The 14,727-nt window shown below is 65.4% G+C and carries 10 protein-coding genes; 5 read left to right on the forward strand and 5 right to left on the reverse strand.

All coding sequences use genetic code 11. The annotated features are described in order from the left end of the window. Positions 1-23: 23 nt before the first annotated feature. Genes lpdA through aceE form a run of 4 tightly spaced genes read right to left on the reverse strand, consistent with a single transcriptional unit; the run spans position 24 to position 6,834 of the window. Entirely contained in the window at positions 24-1,850 is a 1,827-nt protein-coding gene (gene lpdA, locus QTH90_RS06135; RefSeq protein ID WP_286663616.1) for a dihydrolipoyl dehydrogenase, read from the reverse strand. Beyond that, positions 1,847-2,437: an Ntn hydrolase family protein gene (locus QTH90_RS06140; protein ID WP_286663617.1), complete on the reverse strand. Its 591-nt coding sequence runs from the start codon at positions 2,435-2,437 to the stop codon at positions 1,847-1,849. Before QTH90_RS06140 ends, lpdA begins: the two co-directional genes overlap by 4 nt. Further along, the gene (gene aceF, locus QTH90_RS06145) at positions 2,434-4,083 is read right to left on the reverse strand and encodes a dihydrolipoyllysine-residue acetyltransferase (RefSeq protein WP_286663618.1); all 1,650 of its coding nucleotides are present in this window, start codon (positions 4,081-4,083) and stop codon (positions 2,434-2,436) included. The genes QTH90_RS06140 and aceF overlap by 4 nt, the downstream gene beginning before the upstream one ends. Positions 4,084-4,119: 36 nt before the next feature. Beyond that, entirely contained in the window at positions 4,120-6,834 is a 2,715-nt protein-coding gene (gene aceE, locus QTH90_RS06150; protein WP_286663619.1) for a pyruvate dehydrogenase (acetyl-transferring), homodimeric type, read from the reverse strand. Positions 6,835-7,026: 192 nt separating this feature from the next. Here aceE and QTH90_RS06155 point away from each other — a divergent pair, with 192 nt between their 5' ends. The 5 genes from QTH90_RS06155 (at position 7,027) to QTH90_RS06175 (ending at position 13,991) form a co-directional block, all read left to right on the forward strand. Further along, entirely contained in the window at positions 7,027-9,570 is a 2,544-nt protein-coding gene (locus QTH90_RS06155) for a PAS domain-containing sensor histidine kinase (protein WP_286663620.1), read from the forward strand. Beyond that, the gene (locus QTH90_RS06160; RefSeq protein WP_028253580.1) at positions 9,567-10,196 is read left to right on the forward strand and encodes a response regulator transcription factor; all 630 of its coding nucleotides are present in this window, start codon (positions 9,567-9,569) and stop codon (positions 10,194-10,196) included. Before QTH90_RS06155 ends, QTH90_RS06160 begins: the two co-directional genes overlap by 4 nt. Before the next feature lie 75 nt (positions 10,197-10,271). Next, entirely contained in the window at positions 10,272-11,123 is an 852-nt protein-coding gene (folD, locus tag QTH90_RS06165) for a bifunctional methylenetetrahydrofolate dehydrogenase/methenyltetrahydrofolate cyclohydrolase FolD (protein WP_286663621.1), read from the forward strand. 129 nt (positions 11,124-11,252) lie between these two features. Continuing rightward, on the forward strand, positions 11,253-13,301 hold the full coding sequence (locus QTH90_RS06170; protein WP_286663622.1) for a M3 family metallopeptidase: 2,049 nt from the start codon (positions 11,253-11,255) through the stop codon (positions 13,299-13,301). Between the two features lie 63 nt (positions 13,302-13,364). Next, positions 13,365-13,991, forward strand: a complete 627-nt coding sequence (locus QTH90_RS06175; protein ID WP_286663623.1) for a glutaredoxin family protein — start codon at positions 13,365-13,367, stop codon at positions 13,989-13,991. 19 nt (positions 13,992-14,010) lie between these two features. Here the strand turns inward: QTH90_RS06175 and rpiA are convergent, their stop codons facing one another. Next, a complete protein-coding gene (rpiA, locus tag QTH90_RS06180; protein ID WP_286663624.1) occupies positions 14,011-14,712 on the reverse strand; it encodes a ribose-5-phosphate isomerase RpiA in 702 nt (233 codons plus the stop codon). Between the last annotated feature and the right edge of the window lie 15 nt (positions 14,713-14,727).

The following is a 14,727-nucleotide window of genomic DNA, read 5'->3' on the forward strand; positions in this document are numbered from 1 at the left end:
CGGGATTTTTTTCGTCTGTCGCCCTAGCGCTTCTTGACTGGCGGCAAGTCCGTGCAACTGCCGTGGGCCGCTTCCGCCGCCAGACCGATGCTCTCGCCCAGGGTCGGGTGCGGGTGGATCGTCTTGCCGATGTCGATGGCGTCGGCGCCCATTTCAATGGCCAGTGCGATCTCGCCGATCATGTCGCCCGCATGCGTCCCGACGATGCCGCCACCAACGATGCGATGAGTTTCCTCGTCGAACAGCAATTTGGTGAAGCCTTCGTCGCGGCCATTCGCGATGGCACGGCCCGAAGCCGTCCATGGGAACAGACCCTTGTGGATCTTCACCCCCTCGGCCTTGGCCTGGTCCTCGGTGAGGCCGACCCATGCCACTTCCGGATCGGTGTAGGCCACGCTCGGGATCACGCGGGCATTGAAGGCTGCGCTGGCGAGTTCCTTGTCGCCCTTCTGCTCGCCGGCGATCACCTCGGCCGCCACGTGCGCCTCGTGCACCGCCTTGTGCTCCAGCATCGGCTGGCCGACGATGTCGCCCACCGCGAAGATGTGCGGCACGTTGGTGCGCATCTGGATGTCGACCGGGATGAAGCCGCGATCGCTCACGTTCACGCCCGCCTTCTCGGCACCGATCTTCTTGCCGTTGGGGCTGCGGCCGACCGCCTGCAGCACCAGGTCGTAGACCTGGGGTTCCTTGGGCGCCTGCTCGCCTTCGAAAGTCACGCGGATGCCTTCCTTCGTGGCTTCGGCGCCGACGGTCTTGGTCTTCAGCATGATGTTGTCGAAGCGCGGTGCGTTGAGCTTCTGCCAGACCTTCACGAGGTCGCGGTCCGCGCCCTGCATCAGCCCGTCGAGCATCTCGACCACATCGAGCCTGGCGCCCAGCGTGGAATACACCGAACCCATTTCGAGCCCGATGATGCCGCCGCCGAGGATCAGCATGCGCTTGGGATCGACGCCGAGTTCGAGGGCGCCGGTGGAATCGACCACGCGCGGATCCTTCGGCATGAAAGGCAGGTGCACGGCCTGCGAACCGGCCGCGATCACGCAGTGGCGGAACTTGACGGTCTGCGCCTTGCCGGTCACGTCCTTGCCGTCGCCGGTGGTCTCCTGCACCTTGACGTGGTACGGATCGACGAACTCGCCGACGCCGCGGACCGTCGTCACCTTGCGCATCTTCGCCATGGCGGCGAGGCCACCCGTCAGCTTGCCGACCACCTTGTTCTTGCGACCGAGCAGCTTGGCGCGATCCACGGTGGGCTCGCCGTAGCTCACGCCGAGGTCGGCGAAGTGCTTGACCTCGTCGATCACCGCCGCCACGTGCAGCAACGCCTTGGACGGAATGCAGCCGACGTTGAGGCAGACGCCGCCCAGGGTTGCGTAACGCTCGACCAGCACGACGTTGAGGCCCAGGTCGGCCGCGCGGAAGGCGGCGGAGTAGCCGCCAGGGCCGGCGCCGAGCACCAGCAGATCGCATTCGACGTCCACCGAGCCCGAGTAGGTCGACGCGACGGCAGGCGCCGGAGCCGGTGCAGCCGGCGCCGATGCTTGCTTGGGTGCAGCTGCGGCGGAAGGCGCAGCGGCCGGCGCAGGCGCGGGCGCAGCGGCAGCGCCTTCGGCTGCATCCAGCGTCAGCACCACCGAGCCTTCGCTCACCTTGTCGCCGACCTTCACGGCCACCGACTTGACCACGCCCGCATGCGATGAAGGAATCTCCATCGATGCCTTGTCCGATTCCACCGTGATCAGCGACTGCTCCGCCTTCACCGTGTCGCCGGGCTTCACCAGAACCTCGATCACCGCGACTTCATCGAAATCGCCGATGTCCGGCACTTTGACTTGTACTTCGCTCATTTGGACACCTTCAGTTTGAGTGTGAGAACGTCGACCGGTCCGGCCGAGTTTCGATCGAATTCGCAGGCTGCGGCCACGCCCGCTTCGGCCACGTCCCGCGCCGAGCGCGCCTTGTCGTAGGCCGCATGCATGGCCCCGAGCGCGAAGCTGCGGCCGGAGCCGATGCTCCAGAACTGCTTGAACTCGAAGACTTCGCGGTAGCTGTAGATGCCATAGATACCGCTCCCGTTGGCCAGCAGCATCGTGAACTGGCTCGACTCGTAGGGCTCGTGCTCGTCCTCCTTGGTCTGCAGGAAGAACGAGTCCTTGAGCACCGGATGCAGCAGCGTGAAGGTACGAAAGATCTCGTCCTTGCTGCCGAAGCGCAGCGCCTCGGCCGGCTGCGCCGCCAGCGCGTGCTGCAGCACCAGGAAGTGCGCTGCAGCGCCGGCCACGGCAAAGATGCTCTGGCCCGCGGCGTCGTTGACCATGAACAGCTTCTGGTTTCGTTCGGCACGGTGCGACAGGCGCGTGTCACCGAACGTCACCAGGGAATCAGCCGCCATCACGACTTGGCCGCCTTTCCGGACGGCCACTACCGTGGTCATAGAAGAACGCGGCGGAAGTCGGCTAGGACCTGACCCAGGTAGGCATTGAACCGGGCCGCGGACGCGCCGTCGATCACGCGATGGTCGTATGACAGCGAGAGCGGCAGCATCAGGCGCGGCTGGAAGGCCTTGCCGTCCCACACGGGCTTCATCGCGCCCTTGGAGAGACCCAGGATCGCAACCTCGGGCGCATTGATGATCGGCGTGAAGTGCGTGCCGCCGATGCCGCCGAGCGAGCTGATCGAGAAGCAGCCGCCCTGCATGTCCGCCGAGCCCAGCTTGCCGTCGCGCGCCTTCTTGGCGAGTTCTCCCATTTCCTGGCTGATCTGGAGAACACCCTTCTTGTCGGCATCCTTCAGCACCGGAACCACGAGCCCGTTGGGCGTGTCGGCCGCGAAGCCGACGTGGAAGTACTGCTTGTAGACGAGCTGGTCGCCGTCCAGGCTGGTGTTGAACTCGGGGAACTTCTTGAGGGCCGAGACCACCGCCTTGATCACGAAAGCCAGCATCGTGACCTTGATGCCCGACTTCTCGTTCTCCTTGTTGGTCGACACGCGGAAGGCTTCGAGCTCGGTGATGTCGGCCTCGTCGTTGTTCGTGACGTGCGGGATCATCACCCAGTTGCGGTGCAGGTTCGCGCCGCTGATCTTCTTGATGCGCGACAGATCCTTGCGCTCGACCGTGCCGAACTTGGTGAAGTCGACCTTCGGCCATGGCAGCAGGCCCAGCGCTTCGCCGCCCCCGCCGCCTGCAGGAGCCTTGGCGCCCGCAGCCTTGGTGCTGGCAGCGCCGCTCATCACGGCCTTGGTGAAGTTCTGGACGTCTTCCTGCGTGATGCGTCCCTTGGGGCCGCTGCCCTTGACCTCTTCGAGCGGCACGCCGAGGTCGCGCGCGAACTTGCGCACGGAAGGCGATGCATGCGGCAACTTTCCGGAAGGCGCGACCGTCGGGTCGTGCGCGGGCACTGACGCAGCCGGTGCCGAAGCAGGCGCGGGCGCCGAGGCACTCGCCGGCGCAGCGGCCGCAGCGGCCTGAGCCGGTGCCGGCGCAGCGGCGGGCACTGCGGCACCGCCGCCGGATCCTTCGATGATCGCGATCAAGTCGCCGATGTTGACCGTGTCACCGACCTTGACCTTGAGTTCCTTGAGCACGCCAGCCGCCGACGACGGAATCTCCATGGATGCCTTGTCCGACTCGACCGTGATCAGCGACTGCTCCTGCTTGATCGCGTCGCCGGGTTTCACCAGCACCTCGATCACCGCGACGTCCTTGAAGTCGCCGATGTCGGGCACCTTCACTTCGATCGGACCTGCGGCTGCGGCAGGCGCGGCCGCAGCCGGTGCCGGAGCGGGCGCCGCTGCCGCGGGAGCCCCGGCCGGAGCGGGCGCCGCGGCGGGCGCAGCCGCGCCTTCGCCTTCGAGCACCAGCACGACCGAACCTTCCTTGACCTTGCTGCCGACCTCGACCTTGAGTTCCTTCACGACGCCGGCCTGGCTCGACGGGATCTCCATCGAGGCCTTGTCCGACTCCACCGTGATCAGCGACTGCTCGGCCTTCACCGTGTCGCCCACCTTCACCAGAACTTCGATCACGGCGACTTCGTCGAAGTCGCCGATGTCCGGCACCTTGATATCCACTGTTGCCATATCGTGTCTCCCGCCCTTGAGGCGCAGTTGATTGTTTTATGCGTAGAGCGGGTTGATCTTGTCAGCGTTGATGCCGTACTTCTTGATCGCATCTGCCACCTTCTGCGCCGGGACGGCGCCATCCTCGGCCAGCGCCTTCAGCGCAGCGACGACGATGTAGTGACGGTTGACCTCGAAATGCTCCCGCAGCTTGTTGCGGAAGTCGCTGCGGCCGAAGCCGTCGGTGCCGAGCACCTTGTATGTGCGGCCCTTCGGGATGAAGGGACGGATCTGCTCGGCGTAGGCCTTCATGTAGTCGGTCGATGCCACCACCGGGCCCGTCGATGCGCCCAGTTGCTTCGCGACGAAGGAAACGCGAGGCTCGTCCGTCGGATGCAGCAGGTTCCAGCGTTCGGCTTCCTGGCCGTCGCGGGTCAGCTCGTTGAAGCTCGGGCAGCTCCAGACGGAAGCGCTCACGCCCCAGTCCTTCTCCAGCAGTTCCTGCGCGGCGATGCTTTCGCGCAGGATGGTGCCGCTGCCCAGCAGTTGCACGGTGGGTGCCTTGGCCTTCAGGGCCGGTCCCTGCTTGCACAGGTACATGCCCTTGATGATCTGCTCCTCGGTGCCGGGCTGGAGACCGGGCATCGGGTAGTTTTCGTTGAGCAGCGTCAGGTAGTAATAGACGTTGTCCTGCTTCTCCACCATGCGCTTCAGGCCATGGTGCAGGATCACGCCGACTTCGTGCGCGAAGGTGGGGTCGTAGCTCACGCAGTTCGGGATGGTGTTCGCCAGGATATGGCTGTGGCCGTCCTCGTGCTGCAGGCCTTCGCCGTTCAGCGTGGTGCGCCCCGAGGTGCCTCCCAGCAGGAAGCCGCGGGCCTGCATGTCGCCGGCCGCCCAGGCCAGGTCGCCGATGCGCTGGAAACCGAACATCGAGTAGTACACGTAGAACGGCACCATGATGCGGTTGTTGGTGCTGTACGACGTTGCCGCCGCAATCCAGCTCGACATGCCGCCGGCCTCGTTGATGCCTTCCTGCAGGATCTGCCCGGACTTGTCTTCCTTGTAGTACATGACCTGGTCCTTGTCGACCGGCGTGTACTGCTGACCTGCGGGGTTGTAGATGCCGACCTGGCGGAAAAGGCCTTCCATGCCGAAAGTGCGTGCCTCGTCGACCAGGATCGGCACCACGCGCGGACCGAGCGCCTGGTCGCGCAGCAGCTGCGTCAGGAAGCGCACATAGGCCTGCGTGGTCGAGATCTCGCGCCCTTCGGCGGTCGGCTCCAGCACGGCCTTGAAGGTTTCGAGCGATGGCACGGTGAAGCTCTCGTCGGCCTTCACGCGGCGATGCGGCAGGTAGCCGCCGAGGGCCTTGCGGCGCTCGTGCAGGTACTTCATCTCGGGCGTGTCGTCAGCCGGCTTGTAGAACGGCAGGTCGGCAAGCTGGCTGTCGGGGATCGGGATATTGAAGCGGTCGCGGAAGGCCTTGATGTCCTCTTCGCCCAGTTTCTTGGTCTGGTGAACGGTGTTCTTGCCCTCGCCGATCTTGCCCATGCCGAAGCCCTTGACGGTCTTGATCAGCAGCACCGTGGGCTGGCCCTTGTGCTGGACCGCCGAGTGGAAAGCCGCGTAGACCTTCTGCGAATCATGGCCGCCGCGGCGCAGGTTCCAGATCTCGTCGTCGCTCATCTTGGCGACCATCTCCAGCGTGCGCGGATCGCGGCCGAAGAACTGCTTGCGCACGTAGGCGCCGTCGTTGGCCTTGAACGACTGGTAGTCGCCGTCGTTCGTCTCCATCATGATCTTGCGCAGCGCACCTTCCTTGTCGCGCGCGAGCAGCGGATCCCAGTTGCTGCCCCAGATCAGCTTGATGACGTTCCAGCCGGAACCGCGGAATTCGCCTTCCAGTTCCTGGATGATCTTGCCGTTGCCGCGCACCGGGCCGTCCAGACGCTGCAGGTTGCAGTTGATGACGAAGATCAGGTTGTCGAGATTCTCGCGCGCCGCGAGGCTGATGGCGCCCAGCGACTCGACTTCATCCATTTCGCCGTCACCGCAGAAGACCCAGACCTTGCGGTTCTCGGTGTTGGCAATGCCGCGCGCATGCAGGTACTTGAGGAAGCGTGCCTGGTAGATCGCCATCAGCGGGCCAAGACCCATCGAGACGGTGGGGAACTGCCAGAACTCGGGCATCAGCTTCGGGTGCGGATAGCTCGACAGCCCCTTGCCGTCGACTTCCTGGCGGAAGTTGAGCAATTGCTCTTCGGTCAGGCGGCCTTCGAGGTAGGCGCGGGCGTAGATGCCGGGCGAGACGTGGCCCTGGATATACAGGCAGTCGCCGCCGTGGTTTTCGCTTTCGGCGTGCCAGAAGTGGTTGAAGCCCGCGCCGAACATGCTGGCCAGCGACGCGAAGGAGCCGATGTGCCCGCCGAGGTCGCCGCCTTCGGGCGGGTGATGGCGGTTGGCCTTGACGACCATGGCCATCGCATTCCAGCGCATGTAGGAGCGAAGGCGTTCTTCGATCTCGAGGTTGCCGGGGGAGCGTTCTTCCTGGTCGGCCTCGATGGTGTTCACATAGGCCGTGTTGGCCGAGAACGGCTTGTCGATGCTGCTCTGGCGAGCGTGCTCGAGCAACTGTTCGAGCAAGAAATGCGCTCGCTCGCGCCCCTCGCTTTCGATGACCGCCGAAAGAGCGTCCATCCACTCACGCGTCTCCTGCGCGTCCAGGTCGTTCGCGGCCGAGCCGAATGGGCTCTCGGGATTTGCCGACATGCTTGTCTCCTTTTGAGGGGGGTGGCTGTAATTTAGTGCCGTAACCGGCAACGCGCGGGAGTTTCTCACAGAAATATCGAGATTTCAAATAGTGCGTAGCGTTTTCTTATTATGAAATTTCCAATGAAAAGCGACGGCAGATCGCGCAGGTGCCTCCGTGCTCACCCGAGAGCCTTCACCTAAACTTGCCCGATGCCCCTTTCCTCACCGATCGCCGTCGCCCGCAATGCGGTGCATGGGTCGCCCCTTTCATGGTGGCGGCGCTGGTGGCGTCGCCAGACGCCCATGCTGCAGGACGCGGTCGCCATGCTCGCGCCCCTGGCCGCCGTCCTTCTGTTCCTCGCTGCCATCGTCTCGGCCTTCTGGTACCTGCGTGCGGAGGAAATGGAGCGCGTCCAGGAGTCGGTGAAGCGCGACGTCGAATACGCACAGCAGCGTGTCCGGCTTCGCCTGCTGGAGCGGCAGGAGCAACTCATGCGCCTGGCGCGCGATGCATCCAATCGCGAGATCGATGCGGCCGAGTTCACCAGCCGCGCCGAGTCGCTGGTGAGCCAGTTCCCGGAACTGCAGGCAGTGAGCTGGATCGACGATCGCCGCCGCTTCAAGGCCGGCTATGCAGCGCCCAGCGTCCACCCGGCGCAGCAGCACGCGATCGGCGACGTGCTTCGACCTGGCGACACCGAGAGCAACTACGCCCTTGCGCGCGAACTGCGGCAACCGGTGTTCTCGCAACCCCTGGCGGGCGGCGATCCGGCGCCGATGCTGCAACTCCATATTCCCCTCTTCGACCAGGGCCTGTTTGCCGGAATGCTGCTGGGAGAGTTCTCCATCGACGGGCTGCTGCGCTACGGCATGCCTGCCGAAGTCTCGGCCCGCTACGCCGTTTCGCTGCTCGACGCGAAGGGCGGCCTGATTGCCGGCAATACCGTTGCAAGCCCGCGCGGGGCCGGCACGCGGCTCCTGCCCTGGACAGTGCGGACCAACGAATACGAAGTGCCGGTCTCGCCTGTCGGCAACGCCCTGGTCCTGAGGGCGCAGGCCTATCGCACGTCGCAAGGCGTCGTCGGCAATGGGCTCTTCTGGCTGGTTGGCGCGCTCAGCGTGCTGACAAGCTGGATGCTGATCGGCACCTGGCGCCACACGCGGCGCCGGCTGCAGGCACAGCAGGCGCTGGTCGCCGAGACCAATTTCCGCCGTGCCATGGAAAACTCGATGCTCACGGGCATGCGGGTGCTCGACCTGGAAGGCCGCATCACTTATGTGAACGCGGCCTTCTGCGCGATGACGGGGTGGAGCGAAAACGAACTGGTCGGGCAGACGCCACCCTTCCCCTACTGGCTCGAATCCGACCGCGAGGTCATGAACGAGCGGCTCGAGGAAGAACTGCACGGCCGCGCCCTGCCGGGCGGCTTCCAGGTGCGCGTGAAGCGCAAGAACGGCAGCGTGTTCAACGCACGGCTGTACGTGTCGCCGCTGATCGACGCGCGCGGGCACCAGACCGGCTGGATGACCTCGATGACCGACATCACGGAGCCGACGCGCATCCGCGAGCAACTGTCGGCCTCGTACGAGCGCTTCACCACGGTGCTTGAGGCGCTGGATGCCTCGGTGTCGGTTGCGCCGCTCGGCAGCGAAGAGCTGCTGTTCGCCAACAAGCTCTACCGCCTCTGGTTCGGTTCCAACACCGTGGGGCACCTGGGCATGGTGGCGCAGGCCGGCGTGCCAGCCTCGCATGCGCGCGACGAAGCCCTCGACGACGTCGACCCCTTTGCAGGCCTGCCCATCGATCAGTTGACCGCCGCGCAGCCCGCGAACAACGAAATCTTCGTCCCGGAACTCGGCAAATGGCTCGAAGTTCGTTCGCGCTACCTGACCTGGGTGGACGGCCGGCTCGCGCAACTGGTGATCGCGACCGACATCACGCCCCGGCGCGACGCCGAAGACCTGTCGGCCGCGCAAGCCGATCGCGCGCAGGCCGCGAGCCGGCTGATCACCATGGGAGAGATGGCGTCCAGCGTGGCGCATGAGCTCAACCAGCCGCTGACCGCCATCACGAACTACTGCAACGGGATGATGTCGCGCATCCGGGGCCAGCAGATCGATTCCGACGCCCTGCTCGCGGCGCTCGACAAGACATCGAAGCAGGCGCAGCGCGCGGGCCAGATCATCCAGCGCATTCGCTCCTTCGTGAAGCGCAGCGAGCCGAACCGGACGCCGGCCGAGGTCTCGACGATGGTGAGCGAAGCGGTGGAACTGGCCGGCATCGAGTTGCGGCGCCGCAACGTGCGGCTCAACCACTACGTCGCGGCGCGCCTGCCGATCCTGCGCGTCGACCCGATCCTGATCGAGCAGGTGATGGTCAACCTGCTGAAGAACGCCGCCGAATCCATCGACCTGGCGAACCGGCCGCTGGCACGCCGCAGCGTCGAGCTGCGCGTGCTGCCGAAGATCATCGACGGGCACAACGCGGTCGAATTCTCGGTGCAGGACACCGGCATGGGCCTGGCGCCCGAAGTCATGGACCGGCTGTACGAAGCCTTCTTCTCCACCAAGCCCGAAGGCATGGGCATCGGGCTCAATCTCTGCCGCACCATTGTCGAGTCGCACCGCGGCCGGATGCAGGCGGAGAACATCTACAATGGCCCCGATGTGGTCGGATGCCGTTTCTCCTTCTGGTTACCGGTGTTAGACGCTATCGATTCCGTAGCAAGCAACGAGGCGAAAGTACCTGCATGAGTTTGATTCCCAAGAAGGGCACCGTCTATGTCGTCGATGACGACGAAGCGGTTCGCGATTCGCTGCAATGGCTGCTCGAAGGCAAGGACTACCGGGTCCGCTGCTTCGACTCCGCCGAGTCGTTCCTCTCCCGCTACGACCCGCGCGAGGTCGCCTGCCTGATCGTCGACATCCGCATGGGCGGCATGTCGGGCATCGAGTTGCAGGACCGCCTGATCGAGCGCCGGTCTCCCCTGCCGATCGTCGTCATCACCGGCCACGGCGACGTGCCGATGGCGGTCGACAGCATGAAGAAGGGTGCAATGGATTTCATCCAGAAGCCCTTCAACGACGAGGCACTCGTGGCGCTGGTCGAACGCATGCTGGAGCACGCGCGCGGCGCCTTCGCACAGCACCAGCAGTCCGCCAGCCGCGATGCGCTGCTGTCGAAGCTCACCGGCCGCGAGGCACAGGTGCTCGAACGCATCGTTGCCGGCCGGCTGAACAAGCAGATTGCCGACGACCTCGGCATCAGCATCAAGACCGTGGAGGCGCACCGCGCCAACATCATGGAAAAGCTCAACGCCAACACGGTGGCCGACCTGCTCAAGATTGCGCTCGGGCAGGCCGCCCCTGCGAAGGCCTAGCCGCTCGAGCAGCAGACACCCTCAGCCTTCCACGCCTGCGCAAGCGGGCGTTTTTACTTGGAAATCCTCAAACCGATGACCGCCCAACTGATCGACGGCAACGCGCTGTCCCGAAAAATCCGCGCCGAAGTATCGGGGCGCATTGAAGCACTCAAGGCCCGTGGGGTCGAGCCGACCCTCGCGATCGTGCTGGTCGGCGACGATCCCGCCAGCCAGGTCTACGTCAAGCACAAGGTCAACGACAGCAGCGAAACCGGCCTGACCGCGAATCTCGAGCGCTACCCCGCCTCCATGACCGAGGCCGAGCTGCTGGCGCGCGTGCACGCCCTGAACGAGGACCCGAAGGTGCATGGCATCCTCGTGCAGCTTCCGCTGCCGCCGCACATGGACAGCCACCGGGTCATCGAGGCCATTTCACCCGCCAAGGACGTGGACGGATTCCACGTCGCCAGTGCAGGCGCGCTGATGGTCGGCCAGCCGGGCTTCTGGCCTTGCACGCCGCACGGCTGCATGAAGATGCTCGAATGGATCGGCTATGACCTGCGCGGCAAGCATGCGGTGGTGATCGGCCGCAGCAACATCGTCGGCAAGCCGATGGCCATGATGCTGCTGGCGAAGAACGCCACGGTGACCATCTGCCACAGCGCAACGAAGGATCTCGCCGCCCTCACCCGCCAGGCGGACGTGGTCGTCGCCGCGGTCGGCAAGCGCAACATCCTGACCGCGGATATGGTGAAGCCCGGCGCGGTGGTCATCGATGTCGGCATGAACCGCAAGGACGACGGCAAGCTCGCAGGCGACGTGGATTTCGACGGCGTCAAGGAAGTCGCGAGTTGGATCACCCCCGTCCCCGGCGGCGTCGGCCCGATGACTCGCGCCATGCTGCTTGCCAACACCCTTGAAGCGGCCGAACGCGCCGCAACATAGGAGTCACCCCGTTGCTTGCTCACTTCGTGTAGCCGCCTCCCCCTCGAGGGGCACCACCGGCGGCCCGGCGAAGCCGGTTCCGCGGTGGTTCCCGGAGGGGCGTTGCGACACTCGCCCTGGAAATCTCATATGACCAATCCGCTCCTCGACTTCACCGATCTTCCGTTGTTCGACCGCATCACGCCCGAGCATGTCGCGTCGGCGGTCGATACCCTCCTGGCAGATGCCGAGGCCGCGCTGCAAACCGTGACGGCGCCGGAGTTCCCGGCCGACTGGATGGCAATCTCCAAGGTGCTCGACGTGGCGTCGGAACGCTTCAGCCGCGCATGGGGCGCCGTGGGACATCTCAACGCCGTCGCCGACACGCCCGAATTGCGTGCCGCTTACAACGAGGCCATGCCGCGCGTCACGGCCTTCTGGACTCGGCTTGGATCCGACGAGCGGCTCTATGCCAAGTACAAGGCCATCGATCCCGCCACCCTCAACACCGAGCAGCGCCAGGCGCACCGTAATGCGGTCCGCAACTTCGTGCTCGGCGGCGCAGAGCTGCAAGGAGCCGCCAAGACACGCTTCGCGGAAATCCAGGAACGCCAGGCCGAACTGAGCCAGAAGTTCAGCGAAAACGCGCTCGACGCGACCGATGCCTTCGCCTGGTATGCACCAGCCGACGAACTCGAAGGCTTGCCCGAGGACGTCATCAGCGCAGCGCGGGCAGCCGCCGAAGCGGAAGGCAAGGAAGGCTACAAGCTCACGCTGAAGATGCCCTCCTACCTCCCGGTCATGCAGTTCGCCAAGAGCAGCGCGCTGCGCGAAAGGCTCTACCGTGCCTACGTCACGCGCGCCAGCGAGTTCGGCGATCCGGCCTTCGACAACACCGAACTGATCCGCGAGATCCTCGCCTTGCGGCAGGAAGAAGCCAAGCTGCTGGGCTATCCCAACTTCGGCGAACTTTCCATCGTGCCCAAGATGGCCGAATCGGGCGATCAGGTCATCAAGTTCCTGCGCGACCTGGCCACCAAGGCCAAGCCCTACGGCGAACGCGACCTGGCCGACCTGCGGGCCTTTGCGGCCGAGCAACTCGGCATCCTCGATCCGCAGCCCTGGGATTGGAGCTACATCGGCGAAAAGCTCAAGGAAGCGCGCTATGCCTTCAGCGAGCAGGAGGTCAAGCAGTACTTCACCGCGCCCAAGGTCATGGCGGGCCTGTTCAAGATCGTGGAGACGCTGTTCGAAGTGTCGATCCGGCGGGACAGCGCACCCGTGTGGCACCCGAGCGTCGAGTTCTACCGCATCGAACGCGCCGGACAGAAGGTCGGCCAGTTCTACCTCGACCCGTCGGCCCGCGCCGCCAAGCGCGGCGGCGCCTGGATGGACGACGTGCGCGCCCGCTGGCTGCGCCCGGACACCGGCACCCTGCAGACGCCGGTCGCGCAACTGGTCTGCAACTTCGCGGAGGGCGTCGACGGCAAGCCGCCGCTGCTCACGCACGACGACGTGACCACGCTCTTCCACGAGTTCGGCCACGGCCTGCACCACATGCTCACGCAGATCAACGAGCGCGACGTGTCGGGCATCAGCGGTGTCGAGTGGGATGCGGTCGAACTGCCGAGCCAGTTCATGGAAAACTTCTGCTGGGAATGGGACGTTCTCGCCCACATGACCTCGCACGTCGACACCGGGGAACCCCTTCCGCGCGCCCTCTTCGACAAGATGACGGCGGCCAAGAACTTCCAGAGCGGGCTGCAGACGCTGCGCCAGATCGAGTTCTCGCTGTTCGACATGCTGCTGCACACCGAATACGACGCTGCCACGGCCAAGCCGGGCGATGTGCTGGCGCTTCTCGGCAAGGTGCGCAGCGAGGTCGCAGTGATGCCCTCGCCACCGTTCAGCCGCACGCCCAATACTTTCAGCCACATCTTCTCGGGCGGCTACGCGGCGGGCTACTACAGCTACAAGTGGGCCGAGGTCCTGAGCGCCGACGCCTACGCGGCCTTCGAGGAAACCGCCGGCGCCAATGGCGAGCCGAGCATCGAGACCGGGCGCAAGTACCGCCAGGCCATCCTGGAAGCAGGCGGCAGCCGCACCGCGATGGAATCCTTCAAGGCTTTCCGCGGCCGCGAGCCTCAACTCGATGCGCTGCTGCGACACCAGGGAATGGCCGAGACCCACGCGGCCTGAGATTCGAGAGCGTTGGCGGCGGACCCTGAGATACTCCGTTACATCCGATATCGGGAGTCATCGATGAAGCTCAACGCCGCCCTCTCGGGCCTCACCCTGCTGGTCGTGGCCAGCACCACACTTGCGCAGCCCGTCTATCGCAATGTCGACAAGAACGGGAAAGTCACCTTTTCAGACCAGCCGCCCGCTGCCAATGTCCAGCCCGCGGCGCCTCGGTCCGGCAGCTCGATCGGCACGAGTTCGTCCCTGCCTTACGAACTGCGGCAGGTGGCACAACGCTATCCGGTCACGCTTTACACCGGTGACGAATGCGGCCCTTGCGGCGCGGGCCGTTCGCTGCTGATCACGCGCGGCGTGCCGTTCGAGGAACGCACCGTCAAGTCCAACGAGGACATCAGCGCCCTCCAGCGCCTGAGCAGCCAGAGCTCCCTGCCCTTGCTCACGATCGGCTCGCAGCAGCTCAAGGGCTTTTCGGACACCGAGTGGTCGCAATACCTGGACGCGGCGGGTTATCCCAAGAGCGCCCAGTTGCCGCCGGGTTTCCGCAATCCGCCGGCGCAACCGCTGGTCGCCTTGCAACCTGCGTCGCAGCCGGCCCCCGAAGCGCCCGCACCGGCGGCACCGCCCGCGCCGGCACCCGCAGCCGCAAACGGGCCGACCCCGAGCAACCCCGCCGGCATCAAGTTCTGACGCCGGCGCCTGGCTGCAGTCAACTGAAGCGCATGGTTTTCACGCCCGTCGACGTGCCCAGCAGGCACACGCTGGCCCGCTGGTGCGCGAAGACGCCCACCGTCACCACGCCCGGCCACTGATTCACTTCGCTTTCGAAGCCGAGCGGGTCGGGGATTCTCAGTCCGGTCACGTCGATGATGTGCTGGCCGTTGTCGGTGACGAGCGGCGCGCCGTCCTTCTCGCGGACCTGCGCCAAGCCGCCCAGACGCGTGAACTGCCGAATCACGCGCCGCGCCGCCATCGGAATCACCTCAACCGGTAGCGGGAAGGCACCCAGCGTGTTCACGAGCTTGGATGCGTCGGCAATGCACACGAAGCGCCTGGACTGGGCGGCAACGATCTTCTCGCGCGTCAGCGCCGCGCCTCCGCCCTTGATCATGTAGCCGCGGCCGTCGATCTCGTCCGCGCCGTCGATGTAGACGGCCAGTTCCTCGACCTCATTGCTGTCGAACACCGGAATGCCCAAGGCACGCAGGCGCTCGGTCGATGCCACCGAACTCGACACCGCGCCGCGGATGTCCCCTTTGATGGTCGCAAGGGCGTCGATGAACTTGTTCACCGTCGAGCCCGTACCGACGCCGACGATGTCGCCCTTCACCACGTATTCCAGCGCGGCGCGGCCGACCTGTGCCTTGAGTTCGTCCTGAGTCAGGGCGGAAGCGGGGGCGGGTGAGGTCATCGGGGAGAATCCTTG

Origin of the sequence: Variovorax flavidus, from assembly GCF_030317145.1 — a bacterium.
Classification (GTDB): domain Bacteria; phylum Pseudomonadota; class Gammaproteobacteria; order Burkholderiales; family Burkholderiaceae_C; genus Variovorax; species Variovorax flavidus.